This window comes from Weissella sp. ESL1156 (assembly GCF_058505625.1).
This window is the reverse complement of the sequence record NZ_CP196372.1, coordinates 1,430,054-1,451,124: the sequence shown is the minus strand read 5'-3', so window position 1 is coordinate 1,451,124 and position 21,071 is coordinate 1,430,054. Positions and strand designations below refer to the sequence as shown.

Below are 21,071 nucleotides of genomic sequence, written 5' to 3'. Positions count from 1 at the left end.
TGGTTATTGATGATATCTAGAGAATTTGTATTTGGTGAAAACAAATTATCATCAGCTAATAGTGGCGCTTTTGGAAAGACGAAAATTACCTGTAATTAAGTGGCTTAGTCAGTGACTAAGAATTAGGGTGGAACCGCGTTATCAAACGTCCCTATGTCAAATTTAATTTGGCATGGGGATATTTTTTTATCCTCATGCAGTGAGGTATATTTATGAATAATCAGTCTGAACGTGAGTTATCACGTGGTCTCAAGGCACGTCATGTACAAATGATTGCCATTGGTGGTGCGATTGGAACGGGTCTATTTTTAGGATCAGGTTCGGCAATTAAAGCAGCAGGTCCAGCGCTAATTTTAGCGTATGCCATCACTGGTTTATTTGCCTATTTAATGATGCGTGCGGTCGGTGAACTATTACTTTCGAATACAAAAGTTCGTTCATTCATTGATTTTGTGCGAATTTATTTGGGTGATAAATGGGAATTTGCTATTGGTTGGGCATATTGGTTAAGTTGGGCAAGTTTAGCCATGGCTGATTTAACAGCTAGTGGTATTTATTTGCGGTATTGGTTCCCATCATTACCACAGTGGATTACGCCATTAATCGTTATTATTGTATTAGTAACATTTAATTTGATTAACGTTCGGTGGTTTGGTGAATTAGAATCATGGTTTGCTTCAATTAAAGTATTTGCGATTTTGGCATTGATCGTTGTCGGCATTGGTCTAATTCTTTCAGGATTCCATACAGGTGGCAATACAGCTAGTTTTAGTAATTTAGTGTCACATGGTGGTTTCTTTGCAACAGGATTTAAGGGCTTTATCATGGCATTTCCAATGGTGATCTTTGCTTTTACAGGAATTGAAATGGTTGGTTTAACTGCTGGTGAAACAGAAAATCCTGAACGTGATTTACCAAAAGCAATTAATTCAGTGCCCGTGAGAATTGGTTTATTCTACGTCGGGGCCATTGCGATTATTATGTCAGTTTATCCTTGGAATCAAATTGATACATCACAGTCCCCTTTTGTACAGGTGTTTTCGGGTATGGGGATTAAGTTTGCAGCAACGCTAGTTAACTTTGTTGTCTTAACAGCTGCTTTATCAGCGGCGAACTCAGCGATTTTTTCAACGTCACGTACATTATACGTGCTAGCAAAAAATCGCCAAGCACCTCATTCACTAGCAAAAGTGTCAAAGAATATGGTGCCTGTTACAGGTATGTTGGCATCATCGATTGTGTTCTTAGTGGTTGTCTTATTAAACTATTTCTTCCCTTCAAAAATATTTGCGATGATTACCAGTGTTGCCACAATGAGTTTCATTTTTGTTTGGTTACTGATTATGGTTGCACATATTAAATATAGGCAAACACAAGCAGCGATTAATAATCCCTATAAAATGCCACTATTTCCGGCGACAAGTTATTTAACGATTATTTTCTTTATCATTGTGTTAATTATTTTAGCAATTAACGTTGAAACCAGATTATCAGTCTTTCTAACCATTCTATTCTTTATCTTGTTACTGGGTGGTTATAGTTTGTGGTCAAAACGTCGGCGTCAGGAATAAATGAAAAATAAGCGTGAGATAAAAGGCTTCAGTCTTTTGGAAGACATTTAAGGACGGCAATCTACCAATCAAATTGATAGATTGCCGTCCTTTTCAGCTGTTCAAAACGACCGATGTTTTTATTAATAACGATGACTAATCTTCTAATAGTAGCTGAAAAGCAAGTCGTTCACCATTTGGGACAGGCATAAGCACGTGACCACGATATTGAAAACCAGCTTTTTTAACCGTCTTTTGCATCCCCTGATTAATTTCATGGGTATCAATCCGAATATCACGATAGCCATGCTCTAATGACAATATCACTAGATCATGAATTAAATGATGTGCGAGACCTTGACCACGAACATCTGCATCGATGGCAATGCGATGTAGACAGAGATATTGTGACTCATGACCTAACCATGAACCATCAATGTCCTCATAAGCTTGCTCAGGTCCGGGCACTAATTTACCAACACCAGCCACCTGATGATGATGGATGAGCACATAGACAAGGCCATTCTGAATATCTTGCACAAATTCTTCTCGTTGGGGCTCTGCTGATCCTTGCCATTGGGGTGAATTTTGACTGCCGAGATAGGCTACTGCCTGTTGAATAATACGATAAATAGCATCAACATCCGTTAATTTTGCTTGTCGCGTATAAGTTAATGACATGGATATGCGCCTCCCGATATAATTGAAATTTTGTACTTCATTATAGCAAATAATTAAAAAAATTGGTTTATAAAAAAATAAGCTAATAAAACGGTGATTTTTTAACTTATTATAAGGAATGATTAGATATAATAATAATTAATGGCCATTTATATCGCCATGAACACGAATATAGTGATAAACGACATGAAATGAGGAAATAATCAATGCAAAAACGACCAGGAGATATTATCTTCCGTGCTGTTAAAGGTGCATTAATTGGATCAGGATTTATTTTACCAGGCATTAGTGGTGGTGCTCTTGCCGCCGTCTTTGGATTATATGAACGCTTAATTTTATTTATGGCAAATCCATTGAAAAACTTTAAAGCAAATGTCCGGTTTTTCTTACCAGTTGGAATTGGTGCAGTGCTGGGTATTTTTTTACTATCATTTTTGATTAGCTTTATGTTAGGAGAAATTGAAAGTGTTGCACGTTGGTTCTTTATTGGTGCTATTTTAGGAACGGTGCCAGCATTATGGTACGAAGCGGGAAAAATGGGACGATCACAATGGGATATCGCATTGTCCATAATGGCGTGTATTTTGATGTTAATATTCTTATGGTTTGGCCGACCATTATTTTCAACCATTGAGCCCAGCATGGGCGCTTGGTTTTTAGCTGGTGCATTGATTGGATTAGGATTACTTGTACCAGGATTGAGTCCATCTAATTTTTTAATTTATTTAGGACTATACAAAGGAATGAGTGATGGTATTAAAAACGGTGATTTAACGGTATTGGTCCCCCTTCTCTTAGGATTGATTGTGATTGTTTTAGTATTTGCAAAAGTCATGGCGTATGTTTTTAAAGTTGCTTATGCCAAGTTGTTCCATATTATTTTTGGTATTGTGATGGCATCAACAGTGATGATTATCCCGATAGATTATACTGGTTTCACTGTTTGGCATTATATGTTTGCAGTTATCTTATTAGCTCTTGGCACAGGATTGGGCTGGTGGATGGGTCGTTTAGAGCAGATGGTAAAGCCAGAGATGGGGTCATAAATAGTGGTTTAGAATTTCATAGTAGTGAAATTTGAGGTGGTGACTTGTCGTATGATACAAGATAAATGATGCATGCAACGGCTCATCATTGAAAGCGATTTCAATAATGAGTTGTGTTTCATAATTAAACGTGCTATGGTTATCTTGTTAAGTTAATTAACGTATCTGGGGTGCTGTCAAGCTGAGAATATACCCACTGAACCTGATTTGGTTAATACCTGCGCAGGAAGATACAGTCCGAACATAGTAATTGATGGGCAGTCTTTTTGTGAAAACAAAGAGGCTGCTTTTTATATTTTACGAGGATTGCATAAAGCAATTGGTAAAAACAAAATCTAAACAACCATCGTCTGGGGTGCTGTCAAGCTGAGAATATACCCATGAACCTGATGTCGATAATACGATCGAAGGAAGTACGATATTTGACTGTGTACAAATACCCTTCTTTCGTGATCAGAAAGGAGGGTATTTTTTTGATTATTTTAAATGGTGAACAAATCGCAAATATGGCTGGTAAGACACTAGTCGATTTATTACAAGAAAAAACAGATATGATGCAAAATGTTGTCGTGGAATTAAATGGCAAAATTATTCATCGTGAAGAATTAGCGACACAAAGATTATCAGAAAATGATCATGTTGAACTAATTTCTTTTGTTGGTGGTGGTTAGAAAAGAGGACAAATAAAATGACACCAAAATTTCAAGGCGTAGCTGTCGCCGACTTCTTTGAGGGCATGAAAGCACGTAATGTTGCTGGTACAACGGAACCTTTGCAAAATGCGCAAGTTACGATTGCTGGTGCAGGTGGTTTAGGTTCAAATATTGCAATTGCACTTGCCCGTAGTGGTGTTGGTCATTTAACAATCATTGATTTTGATACCATCGAAATGAGTAATCTTAATCGGCAACAATATAAAGTTAGTCAGATTGGGATACCTAAAGTTGTGGCATTGAAGCAAAATTTATTAGAATTTAATCCATTTATTGATATTGATATCCAGCAGGTCAAAATAACGCCTGATAATATCGAAATATTATTTGCAGATTGTGATATTGTCTGTGAGGCGTTTGATAACCCAATGGCCAAGGCGATGTTATTGGATGGTATAACCAACTTTTATCCTGACAAGCCACTTGTTATGGGCAATGGTATGGCAGGATTACATGTCACTAATGAGATGAAAACAAAACAACAGTTACCAAATGTTTATATTTGTGGAGATGGTTATAGTAAAGGTGCTGAAGGACTGATGGCACCACGTGTTATGGTATGTGCTGGTCATGAGGCTAATGCCATCTTACGGTTATTAACTAAGCGCCCCGTTTTAGCAGAATAGGAGATAAATAATCATGGTTGAAAGTAATGATGATTTAATTATTGGTGGTCACCATTTTTCTTCGCGTTTCATTTTAGGATCAGGAAAATATTCATATGAATTAATTGATTCGGCAATTCATCATGCTGACGCACAAATTATTACAATGGCTTTGCGCCGAACGAACGCAGCTGAAGAAAATATTTTGAATTATATTCCTGAAGATGTCACGATTTTACCAAACACATCTGGTTGTACGAATGCTGAAGAAGCTATCCGCATGGCACGTATTGCTCGTGAATTAAGTGGTAGTGATTTCATTAAGCTTGAAGTTGTACCAGATAAAACTTACTTGTTACCTGATAATGAAGAAACAATCAAAGCAACGCAGGTTTTGGCAGATGAAGGATTTATTGTGATGCCATATATGTTGCCTGATTTAAATGCTGCGCGTAAGTTAGTGGCCGCAGGTGCTGCAGCTGTGATGCCATTAGGAGCGCCAATTGGTACGAATCAAGGCTTGGCAACGAAAGCGTTGATTCAAATTTTAATTAACGAAATTGATGCACCGATTATCGTTGATGCCGGTATTGGTCGTCCAAGTCAAGCAGCTGAAGCTATGGAAATGGGTGCCGCTGCAGTAATGGCTAATACAGCGATGGCAACAGCTGGTGATATACCATTGATGTCAGAAGCCTTTAAGTTAGCTGTTCAAGCAGGCCGAAAAGGCTATCTTGCACATCTTGGTCGTGTTTTGGATAAAAAAGCTGCGGCATCTTCACCAATAACGGGTATTAGTAAATAATTATGTCGAATGAAACTGTACAATTAGGTGATTTGCTAGATCAGTTCAATGCATCAGATGAAGTTGGACAAAATCGGCTCGTTTATAATCAACAGTGGTTGCAGAATCAACGTGCTTTAATTTTACTTGGTCAAAAATATCATGCAAAAGCCACTGTTGATGATTATGGCAATGTTTCTCTAGATTTTCCGGGACAAGAAACAGTTGCACCGATTGCAACGGGTTCTCATATGGACACTGTGCGTCAAGGTGGTCGTTATGATGGTTTATTTGGTATTCTGGGCGGATTTTGTGCGATACAAAAAGTCTATCAACAAGGTTATTTACCTAAAAAACCGCTCCGTTTAATTTCTTTTAGCGAAGAAGAAGGTAGCCGTTTTCCAGCAGCATTTACTGGGTCCAGTTATTATACAGGACATCGGCAAGTAACATCATTAGTTGATAAATCAGGTATAACATTTGAACAAGCTAGACGCAGTGCAGTCAAACAATTACAAGCAATGTCTGGTGTGAGTCGACAGCGAGCGTCTTTACCAGCAAGTTTTATGGAACTACATATTGAACAAGGACCGCGCCTGGCACAGGCACACCAATCAATTGGTTTAGTGACTGGCATTGTTGCACAAAATCGCTATGATGTAACGGTGCATGGTCAGGCAAACCATGCTGGTACGACACCAATGGCACAACGTCAAGATGCAGTTGCAACGGCAAGTTATCTGATGACAAAATTATATGATTTGGCCGGACAATCATCACAAAGTCTAACATTTACCATTGGAGAAATGCATGTCTCTCCTAATGTGAGTAATGTCATTGCCGAAACCTGCATGTTTACCATTGATTGTCGGGATGAATCAGACAAATTATTAGCCACATTTGTGACAGCGATGAAAGCAATGATAGCACAATTTGATCATGTGACGGTAAAACAGACATTACATGTTCCTGCAACCCTTTTATCACAGGCATTAAGACAACGAAATGCTAAGATAGCTATTCAAATGAAGCTCCCCTTCCAAGAGTTATTTTCGGGTGCAGGTCATGATAGTCAAATAATGAGTGCGGTCGTGCCAACAACGATGATTTTTGTACCAAGTGAAGCAGGTATTAGTCATGCCCCGGTTGAATACACAAAGATGTCAGATTTATTAAATGGTATTGCATTGTTAGCTGTTAGTCTATCTACACAAGCAAATGGGGCGTGAGAAAATGCGAGTAAAAGTTCATCTAACAACGCAAATTATTATTGGGATGATCATTGGTGTGACTTTCGGTGCTATTTTTGGCACAAAAATTGCAGGGATTCAAATGATTGGTGATATCTTTTTGAGACTGATTCAAATGGCAGTGATGCCTTTAGTTTTTTGTACAGTTATTGTGGCAGTCGGTAAATTACCATTGCAGCAATTAGGACGTCTCGGATTAAAAACAGCTGTCTGGTTTGCAGGTACGACCCTTGTTGCTGCGTTAGTTGGACTTTTATTGGGTTGGTGGTTGACGCCTGGTGTTGGCATTCACTTGAAATTACATCCAGGACTCGTTGAAAAGATAACGAGTCAGCCCCTTTCAACGTCAACCATGATATTAGATTTTTTTCCAACCAATATTTTTACGGCGTTAGCAAAAGGCAATACGATTCAAGTGATTATATTTGCACTCTGTTTTGGTGTTGTTTTAAGCCATACAAATGCTCATCAACAGTATCAAAATATCATTCGTGGCCTAGAACAAATGAACCAATTATTGATTGATTTGATTCAATTCGTTTTACGATTGGCACCCATTGGTATTGGTGCGTTAACTGCAGCAACCATTGCTAAAAATGGGTTATTAGTTCTACTACCCTTATTCAAGTTTTTAGCCTTATTTGCGATTGGCACGATTCTTTTCTTAGCTGCCCTATTTGGCATGATTATGATACGTGCGCAGATGTCTTTACGGACAGTCATGCATGGTTTTGCTAATATTCTATTGATCGCAATGACAACGACATCTTCTGCTGCCTCATTACCAATCGAAATAGCTGATGCTGAACATCGTTTGGGTGTTAAAAAAGAGATTAGTGAATTAGTTTTGCCATTGGGGATGGCGTTAAATAGTAATGGGTTAGCCATGTATTTAGCATTAGCATGTGTGACAATGACTCAGTTTTATGGGTTGTCATTGTCATTTGCGATGATGTTAAAGATTGTGCTGTTAGCCATTGTGGCGTGCTTAGGAACTGTCGCAGTGCCTGGTGGCGGCTTAGTGGCGCTAACAATTATTGTTCCAACGCTTGGATTACCATTAGACAGTATTGCTTTATTAGCAGGAATTGATTGGTTTGCGGGTATTTTCCGTACGGTACTTAATGTTGTTGGTGACACAACGACTGCGATTATGATTGCAGCTGATGAAAAGGAATTAAAGCAAATCGTCTTGCCAGTAAAAAATTAACTATTAGCGTTTAGAAATTGGAATAAATTTCTAAACGTTTTTTATGTATTCGTTTTTTATGTATTAATGATGTGTCGTGTTACCTGTTAGATAATGTCGCAATAAAAAAATTATTTAATACATTTCAAGGTAGAAATTTGGAAATAAATAAGATTTTAATAATCAAAATATAGTAGAATTAACATTAGAAGTTTATACATTTTTAAGGGGTAAAGTTATGAACGATTATGAGTCAGAACAGAATTTAGAAAATAAACTGATGAGTCGGTTTAATGGCCTCGGGTATAAAACCGTCGTTCTACCAGATGAAACTCGTTTATTAGCTCATTTTCGACAAATTTTAAATGAACAAAATATTAATAATTTAAATCATGAACCATTAACAGATTCGGAATTTAAACGTGTGTTAAATGAATTGATTGGGGCTAAAAGCCATTATAAAATTTCTCGCCAATTACGAGGATCAGATGCTAATCCAATGGGGAAAATTAGTATTCAACGTGATAATGATGAGGTGGTTTATTTAACGATTTTTGATGGTTTACATGCTGAAAATAATCGTTATGAAGTTGCCCATCAAATGACAATTAATGGGACGCATGAGAATCGTTACGATGTGACAGTGTTGATTAATGGCTTACCCCTTGTACAAATTGAGTTAAAGCGGCGTGATGTTGATTTTAGGAAGGCATTTAATCAAGTTATTCGCTATAAAAGCGAGAGTATGCAGCAAGGATTATTTAGACTAGTACAGTTATTTGTCATTTCTAATGGTGGTGAAACACGTTATTTCGCCAATGGTGACGGTGATTTAAATGCTAATTTCATGTTCTACTGGACTGATCGAGAAAATAATTGGCTGAACGAACTTGATGCTTTTTCTGCGTCATTCTTTACGAAAGAACGGTTGCATAGTTTGATTGCGAAATATACGATTTTTGACTCAGCGAAAGAACTGATGATGATTATGCGTCCCTATCAAATTTATGCAGTTGAAGCGATTATGAAACAAGCACAAGAACATCCTGATAAGAACGGCTTTGTGTGGCATACAACTGGCTCAGGGAAAACCATTACATCCTTTAAAGCGAGCCAACTATTAGCACGTGATACGAATGCTGAAAAAGTTATTTTTATGATTGATCGGAATGATCTGGATGTTCAGACTTCAAAAAACTTTAATTCGTATATGTCATCAATTCCTGGTGAAAACGCATTGGATACAACGACAGATACTGGTAATTTAGTGAGACAATTACAGTCGCATGATAATCCATTGATTGTTACAACGATCCAAAAGATGAACAGTGCTGTTAAAAATCCTAAATATAAAAATCTATTGACTAGTTATCATGATAAACGGGTCATTTTTATGGAAGATGAAGCACACCGTAGTCAGTTTGGTGAAATGCGCAAGAATGTTAATCAGTGGTTTACTAATTCGCAGCACTTTGGTTTTACGGGTACCCCTATTTTTAGTCAGAATATCGGTCCTGATAAACGAACAACAGAGTCTTTGTATGATGAAGAATTGCATCGTTACTTAATTAAAGATGCTATTCGTGACCATAATGTACTCGGATTTAATGTTGAACAAATGAGTACAGTTAAAGGTAAAGATGGCATTACAGACGAACAAGTTGCGGGTATTGATACACAAGAGGTGTTCAACGATGAAGAACGATTAGAGGGTATTGTTGAGCACATTATGTGGAATCATGATAATAAGACCAAGAGCCGGACATATAATGCCCTTTTGGCGGTACCTAATACAACGATCGCCTTACAATATTATGATTTATTCCAACAAAAAATTCAGGCTAGTGGCAGTGATTTAAAAGTGACGACCGTATTTACTTGGACGGCAAATGAAGATACAAATGAAGACCGGCAAGGTGATAAAAATGATACGTCACGACATGGGTTAGATCGCGTCATTGATGACTATAATCAGACGTATCAAACAAACTTTAGTACCGAAGATTTTAAGGGCTATTTTAATGACATTTCAAAACGTATGAAGAGTCATGATGTGCGAAACCGTGAAAGTAATATTGATATTTTAATCGTTGTTGGGATGTTTTTAACCGGATTTGATTCACCCCGTTTATCAGTTTTGTATAATGATAAAAAATTAGAATGGCATGGTTTGATTCAAGCATACTCACGAACGAATCGTGTTGAAAAAGATACCAAACCATTTGGCTCGATTGTTAATTATCGTAATTTAAAAGCAGCAACGGATGACGCCATTACGTTATTTTCTGCAGGTGATGAATCAGCCTTCTATGTTAAAAAGTATGATGAATTACTAACAGAATTTACAGATAATATTGATGCTTTGCACGAGCTGGTACCACACCCACAAGATGTTGATAATCTATACAATCAAGGTGATGAAGCCTTACGTCAATTTGTGGTGGCTTTTCGTGATGTCATGCGCACGCATAATCAGATTCGTGTCTATGATGACTTTAAATGGGACAATGTACCGGATTTTAGTAAACAAGAATTAGAATCATTCCAAGGTAAGTATCAGGAAGTTTATCACCGACTTGTACAAGTTGATTCAAAAGAGAAAACGTCTATTTTAGACGATATTGATTTCCAAATTGATTTATTATCAACAGACCGTATTGATGTCCAGTACATTGTTAATTTAGTTAAGGCTATTAACTTAGATGATGAAGATAGTCGTCAAGCAGATGTAAATAAAATTAGACATTTGTTAGATAAAGCGGCAACAGATGAACTAAAATCTAAAGCTGATTTAATTGCGGCCTTTTTGGATGAAATGGTACCTACGCTGCAAAGCGGTGATAATGTTGGCGATTCGTTGAATGCCTACTTAGCTAGACGTCGTGACATGGCAATCAATGATTTTGCAGAAGATGTCAAATTACCTGTCGATGTCATTGAAAAGCAAATTACTGAAACCCAATTTTATGGACAAGCCAACGTTAATGAAATGAATAAAAATTTGAGTACTGCTGGCTATGGCTTTAAGGCCAAAATTAATATTAAAAAACGTATCAAAACTTTTATTGATGATACGATTAAACGCTTTACGCTAGTTTAATTTATACATGTAAGAAAGAGAAAATTATGTCAGATACACACACAGTGCAAGCAACACAACAAGCAGAATTACAACGAAAGTTATGGGCAATTGCGAATGATTTACGCGGTAATATGGATGCCAGCGAGTTTAGGAATTATATTCTTGGACTAATTTTTTATCGATTTTTATCTGATCGCATTTCTGAATACGTTAAAGGGTTGTTGAGTAATGATGAGATAACTTTCGCTGAAGCTTATGCTGATGAAGATGTGCGTGAAGATTTAGTCAATGATATTACGAATGCAATGGGGTTCTTTATTGCGCCTGAATATTTATTCGAAACATTAGTGACTGATGCGCAAGCTGGTCGTTTTGATGTTGAAAAGTTGCAAACAGCCGTCAATGCAGTACAAGCATCAACAATTGGTGAAAGTTCTGAAGAAGATTTTCGTGGCTTGTTTGATGATATGGATTTGAACTCAACTCGTTTGGGTAATACGGTTGCTGAGCGAAGTGCGTTGATGCAAAAAGTGCTTTTGAATTTAGCTGACTTAAATATGGGTCATGATGAAGTGCAAATTGATGTGCTTGGGGATGCCTATGAATACTTAATTGGTCAATTTGCTGCGAATGCAGGTAAAAAAGCAGGTGAATTCTATACACCACAACAAGTTTCAAAGTTACTAGCCCAAATTGTGGCGAAAGGTCATGATAAATTACAAAGTGTCTATGACCCAACGATGGGTTCTGGCTCATTATTACTTCGTATTGGTGATTACACGACTGTTGGTAACTACTATGGTCAAGAATTAAACCGTACGACATATAATTTGGGACGTATGAATCTATTAATGCATGGTGTTAGTTATAACCAATTTAGTGTGCAACAAGGTGACACCTTGGAAAATGATCATTTTGCTGGCGAACAATTCGATGCTGTCGTTGCTAACCCACCCTATTCTGCTAAGTGGAATACGGAGGGTAAATTAGACGATGAGCGCTTCCGTAAGTACGGTAAAACGGCGCCAAAATCTAAGGCTGACTTTGCCTTTGTACAACATATGTTGGCGCACCTGAACAATGAAGGAACGATGGCGGTTGTTTTGCCACACGGTGTTTTATTCCGTGGGGCTGCTGAGGGCGTTATCCGTCGTTATATGATTGAACAAGATAATGTGTTGGATGCAGTCATTGGTTTGCCAGCTAATTTGTTCTTTGGTACATCTATCCCAACAACTGTGTTGGTATTTAAGAAGAACCGTACGAATCAAGATATTTTCTTTATTGATGCGTCATCAGAGTTTGAAAAAGGTAAAAACCAGAATAATTTGACTGATGAACAATTAGCAAAAATCGTAGAAACGTACAGTAATCGTGTCGATGTTGAAAAATACGCACACGTGGCAAATCGTGATGAAATTATTGAAAATGACTTTAATTTGAATATACCGCGTTATGTCGACACCTTTGAAGAAGAAGAACCAATTGATTTAGATGCCGTTAATCAAGAAATTGCCGAAGTTGATGCTGAAATTGCTAAATTAACAGCAGAATTTGAGGCAATGGCTGCAGATTTGGTAGAAACAGGTGAAGAATAATGGGGATGCAACCAAAGTTAAGATTTAAGGGATTTACGGACGATTGGGAAAAGCGTCGGTTGGGAGAACTAGGGGAAATTTATACGGGAAATACTCCTTCTACGTCAGATCTCGCTAATTGGTCAAAAAATGATGACAGTCATGTTTGGATAACTCCATCTGATATCGATGGATTAACAAAAGATAGTTCTGAGCGACATTTAAGTGATAAAGGATGGGCAAAAGCACGGAAGATCCCCCAAAATTCTGTAATGATAACAAGTATTGCATCCATTGGGAAAAACACGATAAACACGGTTCCAGTAGCTTTTAATCAACAAATAAATGCAATTGTTCCAAATAATAATGACCCTTATTTTATTTTGTCATCAATGAATTACAATATAGAAAGGTTTGCATTACTAGCTGGACATACTGCTACTGCCATTATTAATAAAAGAACTTTTGAACATTTTCAACTGAAAGTTCCTACATTATTAAATGAACAAAAGAAGATAGGAAATTTTATTAAGAAATTTGATAATTTTATTACTGTCAACCAGCGTAAAGTAGATTTGCTGAAAAAGAAAAAATCAGCTTATTTGCAAAAATTATTCCCGAAAAATGGTTCTACGATTCCTGAATTAAGATTTAAAGGATATACTGACGCTTGGGAAAAGCGTCAGTTAGGTGATGTTTCAAATAAGGTAATTGAGAAAAACTCAGAAAATTTATTTTCTGAAACATTTACCAACTCTGCTGAGTATGGAATTATCAGTCAACAAGATTATTTTGATAAAAGTATTTCTAATGAAAAAAATTTGAATGCATATTATGTAGTTCATAATAGTGATTTTGTTTACAATCCACGTATTTCGAATTACGCACCAGTTGGCCCTATTAAGAGAAATAGATTAGGACGTTCTGGCGTGATGTCTCCGCTATATTACATTTTTCGAACATATAATATTGATGAACTTTATTTAGAAAAATATTTTGAAAGTACAAAGTGGCATCGTTTTATGAAGCTAAATGGTGATACGGGTGCAAGAGCAGATCGTTTTGCAATTAAAGATAAAGACTTTATACAAATGCCGATACCACTCCCTGAGAAATTAGAGCAGAAAAAAATTGCACGAATTTTAGAATGTATAGATTCATTAATAACTGTCAACCAGCGTAAAGTAGATTTATTACAAAAAAAGAAAAAAGCCTTGCTACAACAGATGTTTGTTTAAAAATACAAATAGTATGATTTATATTTTTGTTAGGAAATTTAAAATCATATTATGCAAAGTTAATAGAAGACTATTCAAAATATTCTTTAAGTGTTTGCCACTGGTTAGTCCCAGTGGCTTTTTTGCAGCGTAAATATCGTTCTGTGAATTATAGATGATTATGGTAGATATCAAATGGTTGACAGTTATTAGCTGATCTATATTGTTAAACACAGCCCCAATCTTTGTTTGCTCTTGAAGTATGGGAATTTTTAAAGGTACTTCTCCAATCTCATTTTTATTTATCTTTTTAGGAAATGCAACATGTAAAGTTCTTTTCCAAAGTTCTGATTGACCACTATTAGACTCTAAATATTGGGCAATAAAATCAGAGTTCTGATTATGTAGTTTAATAAGTGCAAGGGATACATAATAAGCACGCTTCTGATTATCTGGAACAACATGAGTAGTTCCAATATCTCCAATTCTGGTCATTAAAATATCCGATTTTTCAGGCTTTATTTTAAAGTTTTTCAGAAAATCATCTTTTGAAACATATTTATTTGTTTCCAAAGATTTAATGTTTTCTACTGAAACAAATGGAATACCATTTTTTGTATATTGTGGTGTCTGATGTGTACCATCGTAAATGTTTGCAATTTCTCCCAACCGACGCTTTTCCCAAGGAAATATATTTTTAATTTTTAAACAATTCGTTGATACTTGGGAAAAGCGTCGGTTGGGAGAAATATTTAAAGAACGAACAGATCGATCTGGAAATGGGACCATGTTGTCTGTCACCATCGACAATGGTGTGGTGTTAGCAGACAGTTTAGGCAGAAAAGATAATTCTAGTGCGGATAAATCAAATTATAAAGTTGTTAAAGAAGGTGATATAGCTTATAACTCAATGAGAATGTGGCAATCGGCAAGTGGAGTTTCAGAATATAATGGCATTGTAAGCCCTGCTTATACAGTGCTAATACCTAAGGACAATATTGATTCAAATTTTTTTGGATATAATTTCAAAAGAACATTTATGAAACATATATTCCAAAAAAATTCTCAAGGACTGACATCGGACACATGGAATTTAAAATACTCATTGTTAAAAAATATATTTGTAAATTCACCAGTGCTGAGGGAGCAAAAAAATATAAGTTTATTTTTTAAGCAACTTGATGTGCTAATAGCTGTCAACCAACGCCCACCACCCAATGAATCATTAACAGTAAATGACTACCTTTACGCGGTAAATTTATTGTAAATCAGCGTTATGATGGCGTAAAAGACCATGTAAGTTAGAAAAATTACATGGTCCCTCTAAATATAAATGTATTGAATTTACATTAATGTGGTTAGGTAGCGCATAATTTTATCAGTGTCGGAGTTTTCTAATTCTTGAATGACATGGAGGTAAGTTCGTTGGGTTGTGTTCATATTGGAGTGGCCAAGACGCTGGGCAACAGAGCCAATTGAGACACCAGCGTAAAGCAATAATGAAGCATGTGTATGACGTAAGCCATGGACACTAATTTCTGGGATGCCCGCCTTTTTACAATAGCGTTCTAGTCGATCATTGGCCGTTTCGTTATAAAATTTTTTACCTGGTACCACAAAGATCGGTTGATTTTTAGGTAAGTCTTTAATGAGTTGTGCAAACTGCATAGCCACTTGCCAATCAATGGGCACTTTACGCACTGATGCTGTATTTTTAGTTGGTGTGAACCCTCCTTTTCGTGATTTGTAGTTCCAAGTTTTATTTATCGATAACGTTAGTCGAGATAAGTCAAAATCTTCAGGTGTGATACCTAGGGCTTCACTAAAACGTAATCCAGTTTTAGCGATAAGTAAGAAAAAATAATCCAAAGATAGTGTGTCTCCCAGCTCAAGTTGTGCCAATAATTTCGTGAGTTGCTGCTGATTTAAATATTTTACTTTATGGTGTTGTGTAATGGTACCTTTGATAACGATCTTACGAGTCGGGTCAACTGTCAAAAGTCCCTCCTCTAAAGCATCTAAAATGCCAGATTTCACTTGATGATGAAAATCTAAGACAGTCTGTTTTTCATGTGTTTCAGCATAACGATTGAGCAAATCTTGATAATTTTGTCTATTTAAATCACATAAACGTAACTTAGGAATCAATTGGCGTAGATGCTTATACGTTTGTTTATATTTTGCATAGGTAACCGGGCGCACTGCTCCCTCTTTATAAAGCTTCATCCACTGTGCATAGTACTCGTGAAAAACCATTGTGTTGCTTTGTGACATGATGTCACCTCCTAAAAATTTTTCCTTACGATATCATTTGTAAGGTATTGTTATGATTAGAAAGTTCAAATAAAAAAGCAAATAAATAGATTATCACGAGTATAATTATTTTATAGGTTAATGATATTTTAGGGTATTTAAATACGTAAATAATGGGAAATAAGTAGTTAAATTAATGGAGTAGTATGATGACAAATGACGATAAAAATGAGCGGTTTTGGACACATAAATTTGGCATGGATAGATATATAAAGTCTGAACTTGTTGATATGCCAGGTTCTTGGTTATCGCAATTTAATAGCAATTCATCACAAATTGAAAAGATTTCAGTCGTGGCAATTATCCAAGCGCTAAAAGAATTTGGTGGACCAACAAAGGCAAAATTAGTGAAAGATCGTGCGAGTGAATATGAATATTACACGCAAGCAGATCGAGACGAAACTGGAAATTCAGGATATAATGTGCTGAATCTTCATCAACAATTTGCGATGTCTAATTTAAAACGTGCCGGTTTGTTAGATTCCCCTAGTCGTGGTGTTTGGGAATTGACTGAAAAAGGACGTCAAATCAATTTAGAGACATTTGATATTTGGGATGATGTTTATTCAAAATCTATTCCGGTTTGGGAAGCAGCGAAGGCGAAAAAGAAGAAGAAAAAAGAACTTTCAACCAAAGAAACAGAAATTACTGAGATAACAAATGATATAACGAGTGAAGATTACGTTACGGATATTGACGAAGGTGAAATATGGCGTGAAAAGTTGTTGGATAAACTACAACGAATGAATCCTTATAAATTCGAAGAATTAATCGTTAGTTTGATGCGTAAAATAGGTATTAAAATGGAACAAACGCCGAAATCAGGTGATAGTGGGATTGATGGTATTGGTTATTTAAGAACGCCAGAATTATTAACGTATAAAGTTGTTTTACAAACGAAGCGGTTTAATAAGGGTCAGGTAACTGGACCAGATATTAGTAATTTTGCGGGTAGTATTAGTGGACATAATGCCGACCGTGGTATTTTTGTCACAACGTCAGTTTATACAAAAGATGCCATTGATCGGTCTCGTCAAGGAGCTAATTTAATTACACTCATTAATGGTGATGAGTTAATAGATTTATTGTATGAAAATCAAATGGGTGTCCGTGAAAAGACGATTGTGGTTATTGACGATGATTTATTCGCAGAAGATTAATTATTGACTAATAAAGTCCTAAACTGTACCATACAGACGTAGACGTACACAAAAAGTCACGCCGTAATTATTAGACATCGATGTCTAACAATTACGGCGTGACTTATTTTTTATCTTTATTTATGTGGTAATAAATAAGAAAATTATTTCAAAATTTCACTAAATGCTGGCATATCTTCAGCTGAAATGTCATAAATTTCGCGATAATTTTGGACCATCTCATTACCAAATTGGCTAATTTCTAGTGGCATAAAGCTGGTATCAATTGGATCAATGTTTTGAATCTTGGCATCAAGTAAGATTGGTTTTGTATTACCTTTTGCTTGTAAATCACTAATTTTGTCCATAGCATCATGTAGTTCTTGTAAGTTTGTAACTGTAAAACCAATGGCGCCCATGTTGTTAGCCATCTCACCCAATTAGCGCCAAGTAGGTCAATACCATAAGGTGCTTGGTTGGCTTGAATTTTTTCATGCGCAATGTAGCCAAAGGCGCGGTTTTCCAAAACAACATTAATAACCGGCAAATCATATTTAACTTCAGTTAATAAATCAGGCATGACCATAGCATAACCACCATCCCCTGATACTGACCACACTTGTTTGTCTGGGAAGTTTAGTTTACCAGCTAGTCCGGCAGGTAGACTGAATCCCATGGTACCGTACCAAGCAGACATGGTGAACTTTTGTTGCTTATTGAATGGCAACTGGCGGATAGACCATTCTGTGTTATTACCAACATCTAGACCGAATATGGCATCATCAGTGGCGTGATCCGCAATGGCCTTTAGGACACCTTCGGCACGCAACCCGTTTTTGTCATCTTGTGCTAACTTATCTAACCAAGTTAACCATAGCGCACGATCCTTTTTAGCAGCTGCTAAGAATGGCGTAGTTTCAGCTTGATAATCGGTATCTGCTAATTCGGCCAAGAAACGGTGCGCATCAGCTAAAACGGTGATATTTGCATCAAATTGTTTACCTAAATCAGCCAGATTATTGTTAACCTGAATAAATGTTTTGTCTTGTGGTAAGAAACGAGCAAATGGATAGTTGGTACCGACGAATAGAATCAAATCACTTGCTTGACTGACTTCAAAGGCTGACTTAGTGCCAAGTCGACCACGAGCCCCCATGTAATAAGGATGATCAGTTGGGAAGACATCGGTTGCTGGCGCAGTTGACAAAACCGGCATACTAAATTTTTCAGCAACTGCAACGGCTTCTTCACGCGCACCGCGAGTCCCTTTTCCTAGCCACATAATTGGGCGTTTCGCCGATTTAATGGCTTCAGTAACAGCTGTAACATCAATATCTGAAATCGCCAAATCCAATTGGTTTTGTTTCAAAGGCTTTGTTTGCATATCAGTGTAGTCAATTTCCTGTCCTGATAGATCATCAGGTAAGATGACGACTGAAACTGAACGGGTTGCATATGCTGAACGAATGGCTTCATCAACAACTTTTGGAATTTGCTCTGCACTAACGACTTGCTTATGGAAAGTTGCAACGTCCGCAAAGATTGGATCTTGATTCATTTCTTGGAAGAAGTTCGTATTCATGACACCAGTAGCCGATTGACCAACTAATGCTAATACGGGCGCGTGGTCCATCTTTGCATCATACAAACCATTTAATAGATGTACTGAACCAGGACCAGCTGATCCAAAAGCAACCCCAATTGTACCTGTTAACTTTGCATCTGCAGATGCTGCCAAAGCTCCAATTTCTTCATGACGAACTTGAATATACTTAATGTTATCTCGTTCTTGGTATAGACCATCAACCAGATTATTTACTGAATCAGCAGTAATACCATAAACGTGATCAACGTCCCACTGCTCTAATACTTTTGCTAATGCTTGTCCTGCTATCATCTTTGGCATGAATACATACTTCCTTTCAAATCTGAAAGAGCAATATAAAATCGTTCTTAGCGTTATTTTTCTAGTTGTGTTCGATTAACGAACAATTTCTAGTATATAACTTACATTTAGTAAGTTAATCATTTTGTTTGAAAAAGTATTAAGTAGTGGAAAAAAGCATCGTAACCTGATAGTTACAATGCTTTGTTACATATTCTATGATTAGTTAATTGATTAAAAATTATTACCAAGCGTCACGTAAAGTAAATTTTTTAACATCAGTGATTGTTTGCGTACCGGCTAATTGCATGACCAGTGCCAATTCATCCTTAAAGAAGTTAAAGACTTGTTCAACACCGGTTGCACCACCAAGTGATAGACCATAAATGACAGGTCGACCAATCGCAACCAGATCAGCACCAGAAGCTAAAGCCTTGAAGACGTGTTGTCCACGACGAACACCACTATCAAAGACCACTGGGACCCGACCATTAACAGCATCAGCGACAATCTCTAGAGATTCAAACGCTGCTGGTCCCCCATCTAATTGGCGGCCACCATGGTTTGTTACCCAAATACCATGAGCACCGGCATCTAATGAGCGATAAACATCTTCAGCAGATTGAACGCCCTTTACATATACAGGAATATCGGTGTGGCTCGCGATGTATTCCACATCACAAGGCGCTAATTTTTGCTTAGCAGACTTATAAACGGCATCCATTGTTTGACCAACACCTGATTGATAAGCTGCAACAATTGGCATTGGCAATGGGAAAGTAAAGTGGTTACGCTTATCAGCTTCACGGTTACCACCTAGTGTTGCATCAGCGGTCAACACAATGGCCTTTGCACCGTTACGTTCAGCAGTCGTGATGATTTGGTCGTTGATGCCATTATCCTTACTCATGTAGAATTGGAACCACTGATTAGCATCTGGACCACCAGCTTCACGGATATCTTCTAGTGTGGTTGATGCAAAGGAAGAAGCAGTGTAAATTGATCCAAAGTTAGCAACCCCTTTGGCAGAATATTTCTCACCTTCGACGTGCGCTAAACCATGTGCAGCAACAGGTGCCATAATGATTTGGCCCTAAGATGCATGTCTTGGAAATCAACAGCTGTATCTGGATTTTCAACATCACGTAAAACACTAGGTACGATGCCCTTTTTATCAAATGATGTTATATTGCGTTTGTATGTAATCAAATCACCGGCACCACTTTGGATATATCCATAGCCACCCTTTGGAATGACAGCTGCTGCAGCTTCTTCCAAATCATTTGTGTTAACAAAATCAATTTTTTCTTCACGTTCACTAGCAATGTACTCTGTCATGTGTATTAATCTCCTAAAAATTAAATAAAAGCGCAAACAATGCAAGCGTTTACATTAAACCTACAAGGAGTTCCTTACACCGGTTGATTCCGAAAAACAAGATTTAATATTAGAATTAATATCATTTTAATGCAAAGTCATTGTTTATTTAATCACATATGGGATGTTCTATGGTTCTATGGAAAGTAGGATGTCTATACAAAAAGCGCGATGAATACGGACTATTTATGATAAGGCGTATGGGCATTGATCATAAAACTACGATAGATTTGCTCCGTCAATACGAGGCGCATGAGTTGATGTGGCAACGTGAAACGCCCAAAACTAATTTGTGTGTTGGCTCGTTTGAGTACTTCTGGGGCTAATCCCAATGATCCACCAATCACAAAGGTTAAATCAGACTTTCCGGTCGTCGTTAAATGATCAATTTCAGCAGCTAGTTCTTCACTAGAGCGTTCGGTTCCCTTAATGGCTAATGCAAAAACATATTCCTTATCTTTAATTTTATTAAGAATACGGTCACCTTCTTTTGCCATGACTTGATCCATTTGTGCCTGTGATAATTGTTCAGGTGCTTTTTCATCAGGGACCTCAATAATATCAACTTTCGCAAATTTATGTAAACGTTTTGTGTATTCGTTAATACCATCTTTCAGATATTTTTCCTTTAATTTGCCAACACCGATAATTTTAATGTTCATT

Annotated in this window: 16 protein-coding genes, 2 pseudogenes and 2 riboswitches; of the genes and pseudogenes, 12 read left to right on the top strand and 6 right to left on the bottom strand. The window is 36.9% G+C overall.

Translation table 11 applies throughout. From position 1 onward, the window contains the following. The first annotated feature begins 212 nt into the window (after positions 1-212). Positions 213-1,571 (top strand): amino acid permease, encoded by a 1,359-nt coding sequence (locus tag ACSKY2_RS07485; protein WP_489877325.1) that lies wholly within the window; start codon positions 213-215, stop codon positions 1,569-1,571. A 135-nt stretch (positions 1,572-1,706) separates the two neighbouring features. Here the strand turns inward: ACSKY2_RS07485 and ACSKY2_RS07480 are convergent, their stop codons facing one another. After that, on the bottom strand, positions 1,707-2,231 hold the full coding sequence (locus tag ACSKY2_RS07480; RefSeq protein WP_489877324.1) for a GNAT family N-acetyltransferase: 525 nt from the start codon (positions 2,229-2,231) through the stop codon (positions 1,707-1,709). 206 nt (positions 2,232-2,437) lie between these two features. Between ACSKY2_RS07480 and ACSKY2_RS07475 the strand changes: the two genes are divergently transcribed. From ACSKY2_RS07475 to ACSKY2_RS07435, 9 genes are all read left to right on the top strand, one after another. Further along, positions 2,438-3,277 carry a DUF368 domain-containing protein gene (locus ACSKY2_RS07475; RefSeq protein ID WP_489877323.1) on the top strand — a complete coding sequence of 280 codons (840 nt, stop codon included), beginning with the start codon at positions 2,438-2,440 and terminating at the stop codon, positions 3,275-3,277. Positions 3,278-3,433: 156 nt separating this feature from the next. Continuing rightward, positions 3,434-3,523, top strand: a riboswitch (TPP riboswitch). Between the two features lie 95 nt (positions 3,524-3,618). Then, a riboswitch (TPP riboswitch) is annotated at positions 3,619-3,708 on the top strand. Between the two features lie 42 nt (positions 3,709-3,750). Further along, positions 3,751-3,948 carry a sulfur carrier protein ThiS gene (gene thiS / locus ACSKY2_RS07470; RefSeq protein WP_489840429.1) on the top strand — a complete coding sequence of 66 codons (198 nt, stop codon included), beginning with the start codon at positions 3,751-3,753 and terminating at the stop codon, positions 3,946-3,948. A gap of 17 nt (positions 3,949-3,965) precedes the next feature. Beyond that, positions 3,966-4,616 carry a sulfur carrier protein ThiS adenylyltransferase ThiF gene (gene thiF / locus ACSKY2_RS07465; protein ID WP_489877322.1) on the top strand — a complete coding sequence of 217 codons (651 nt, stop codon included), beginning with the start codon at positions 3,966-3,968 and terminating at the stop codon, positions 4,614-4,616. Positions 4,617-4,629: 13 nt separating this feature from the next. Continuing rightward, the gene (locus tag ACSKY2_RS07460) at positions 4,630-5,400 is read left to right on the top strand and encodes a thiazole synthase (RefSeq protein ID WP_489877321.1); all 771 of its coding nucleotides are present in this window, start codon (positions 4,630-4,632) and stop codon (positions 5,398-5,400) included. A 2-nt stretch (positions 5,401-5,402) separates the two neighbouring features. Further along, positions 5,403-6,608 (top strand): hydantoinase/carbamoylase family amidase, encoded by a 1,206-nt coding sequence (locus ACSKY2_RS07455; RefSeq protein WP_489877320.1) that lies wholly within the window; start codon positions 5,403-5,405, stop codon positions 6,606-6,608. 4 nt (positions 6,609-6,612) lie between these two features. Beyond that, a complete protein-coding gene (locus ACSKY2_RS07450) occupies positions 6,613-7,839 on the top strand; it encodes a dicarboxylate/amino acid:cation symporter (RefSeq protein WP_489877319.1) in 1,227 nt (408 codons plus the stop codon). A 217-nt stretch (positions 7,840-8,056) separates the two neighbouring features. Continuing rightward, the gene (locus ACSKY2_RS07445) at positions 8,057-10,918 is read left to right on the top strand and encodes a type I restriction endonuclease subunit R (RefSeq protein ID WP_489877318.1); all 2,862 of its coding nucleotides are present in this window, start codon (positions 8,057-8,059) and stop codon (positions 10,916-10,918) included. Between the two features lie 26 nt (positions 10,919-10,944). Continuing rightward, the gene (locus ACSKY2_RS07440) at positions 10,945-12,498 is read left to right on the top strand and encodes a type I restriction-modification system subunit M (protein WP_489877317.1); all 1,554 of its coding nucleotides are present in this window, start codon (positions 10,945-10,947) and stop codon (positions 12,496-12,498) included. Then, on the top strand, positions 12,498-13,715 hold the full coding sequence (locus ACSKY2_RS07435; RefSeq protein ID WP_489877316.1) for a restriction endonuclease subunit S: 1,218 nt from the start codon (positions 12,498-12,500) through the stop codon (positions 13,713-13,715). Before ACSKY2_RS07440 ends, ACSKY2_RS07435 begins: the two co-directional genes overlap by 1 nt. Positions 13,716-13,733: 18 nt before the next feature. Here ACSKY2_RS07435 and ACSKY2_RS07430 read toward each other — a convergent pair whose 3' ends face one another. After that, complete coding sequence (locus tag ACSKY2_RS07430) at positions 13,734-14,363, bottom strand: restriction endonuclease subunit S (protein WP_489877315.1); 630 nt, start codon at positions 14,361-14,363, stop codon at positions 13,734-13,736. Between ACSKY2_RS07430 and ACSKY2_RS07425 the strand changes: the two genes are divergently transcribed. Continuing rightward, entirely contained in the window at positions 14,344-14,961 is a 618-nt protein-coding gene (locus tag ACSKY2_RS07425; RefSeq protein WP_491737216.1) for a restriction endonuclease subunit S, read from the top strand. The genes ACSKY2_RS07430 and ACSKY2_RS07425 overlap by 20 nt on opposite strands. 77 nt (positions 14,962-15,038) lie before the next feature. Here ACSKY2_RS07425 and ACSKY2_RS07420 read toward each other — a convergent pair whose 3' ends face one another. Continuing rightward, positions 15,039-15,968 (bottom strand): site-specific integrase, encoded by a 930-nt coding sequence (locus ACSKY2_RS07420; RefSeq protein WP_489877313.1) that lies wholly within the window; start codon positions 15,966-15,968, stop codon positions 15,039-15,041. Positions 15,969-16,156: 188 nt separating this feature from the next. Here ACSKY2_RS07420 and ACSKY2_RS07415 point away from each other — a divergent pair, with 188 nt between their 5' ends. Further along, positions 16,157-17,167 carry a restriction endonuclease gene (locus ACSKY2_RS07415; RefSeq protein WP_491737215.1) on the top strand — a complete coding sequence of 337 codons (1,011 nt, stop codon included), beginning with the start codon at positions 16,157-16,159 and terminating at the stop codon, positions 17,165-17,167. 143 nt (positions 17,168-17,310) lie between these two features. Here the strand turns inward: ACSKY2_RS07415 and ACSKY2_RS07410 are convergent. The 3 genes and pseudogenes from ACSKY2_RS07410 to rlmH all read right to left on the bottom strand — a co-directional run bounded on the left by ACSKY2_RS07410 (position 17,311) and on the right by rlmH (position 21,070). Further along, positions 17,311-19,052: pseudogene (locus tag ACSKY2_RS07410) on the bottom strand (thiamine pyrophosphate-dependent enzyme). Between the two features lie 223 nt (positions 19,053-19,275). Further along, positions 19,276-20,369, bottom strand: a pseudogene (locus tag ACSKY2_RS07405) (alpha-hydroxy-acid oxidizing protein). 221 nt (positions 20,370-20,590) lie between these two features. Next, a complete protein-coding gene (gene rlmH, locus ACSKY2_RS07400) occupies positions 20,591-21,070 on the bottom strand; it encodes a 23S rRNA (pseudouridine(1915)-N(3))-methyltransferase RlmH (RefSeq protein WP_489840443.1) in 480 nt (159 codons plus the stop codon). Position 21,071: the final 1 nt, after the last annotated feature.

Excerpts from the sequence above, each read along its gene's own strand:
- ACSKY2_RS07485 (WP_489877325.1), top strand. The coding sequence starts at position 213 with ATGAATAATCAGTCTGAACGTGAGTTATCACGTGGTCTCAAGGCACGT.
- ACSKY2_RS07480 (WP_489877324.1), bottom strand. The coding sequence starts at position 2,231 with ATGTCATTAACTTATACGCGACAAGCAAAATTAACGGATGTTGATGCT.
- ACSKY2_RS07475 (WP_489877323.1), top strand. The coding sequence starts at position 2,438 with ATGCAAAAACGACCAGGAGATATTATCTTCCGTGCTGTTAAAGGTGCA.
- thiF (WP_489877322.1), top strand. The coding sequence starts at position 3,966 with ATGACACCAAAATTTCAAGGCGTAGCTGTCGCCGACTTCTTTGAGGGC.
- ACSKY2_RS07460 (WP_489877321.1), top strand. The coding sequence starts at position 4,630 with ATGGTTGAAAGTAATGATGATTTAATTATTGGTGGTCACCATTTTTCT.
- ACSKY2_RS07455 (WP_489877320.1), top strand. The coding sequence starts at position 5,403 with ATGTCGAATGAAACTGTACAATTAGGTGATTTGCTAGATCAGTTCAAT.
- ACSKY2_RS07450 (WP_489877319.1), top strand. The coding sequence starts at position 6,613 with ATGCGAGTAAAAGTTCATCTAACAACGCAAATTATTATTGGGATGATC.
- ACSKY2_RS07445 (WP_489877318.1), top strand. The coding sequence starts at position 8,057 with ATGAACGATTATGAGTCAGAACAGAATTTAGAAAATAAACTGATGAGT.
- ACSKY2_RS07440 (WP_489877317.1), top strand. The coding sequence starts at position 10,945 with ATGTCAGATACACACACAGTGCAAGCAACACAACAAGCAGAATTACAA.
- ACSKY2_RS07435 (WP_489877316.1), top strand. The coding sequence starts at position 12,498 with ATGGGGATGCAACCAAAGTTAAGATTTAAGGGATTTACGGACGATTGG.
- ACSKY2_RS07425 (WP_491737216.1), top strand. The coding sequence starts at position 14,344 with ATGTTTGCAATTTCTCCCAACCGACGCTTTTCCCAAGGAAATATATTT.
- ACSKY2_RS07420 (WP_489877313.1), bottom strand. The coding sequence starts at position 15,968 with ATGTCACAAAGCAACACAATGGTTTTTCACGAGTACTATGCACAGTGG.
- ACSKY2_RS07415 (WP_491737215.1), top strand. The coding sequence starts at position 16,157 with ATGACAAATGACGATAAAAATGAGCGGTTTTGGACACATAAATTTGGC.
- rlmH (WP_489840443.1), bottom strand. The coding sequence starts at position 21,070 with ATGAACATTAAAATTATCGGTGTTGGCAAATTAAAGGAAAAATATCTG.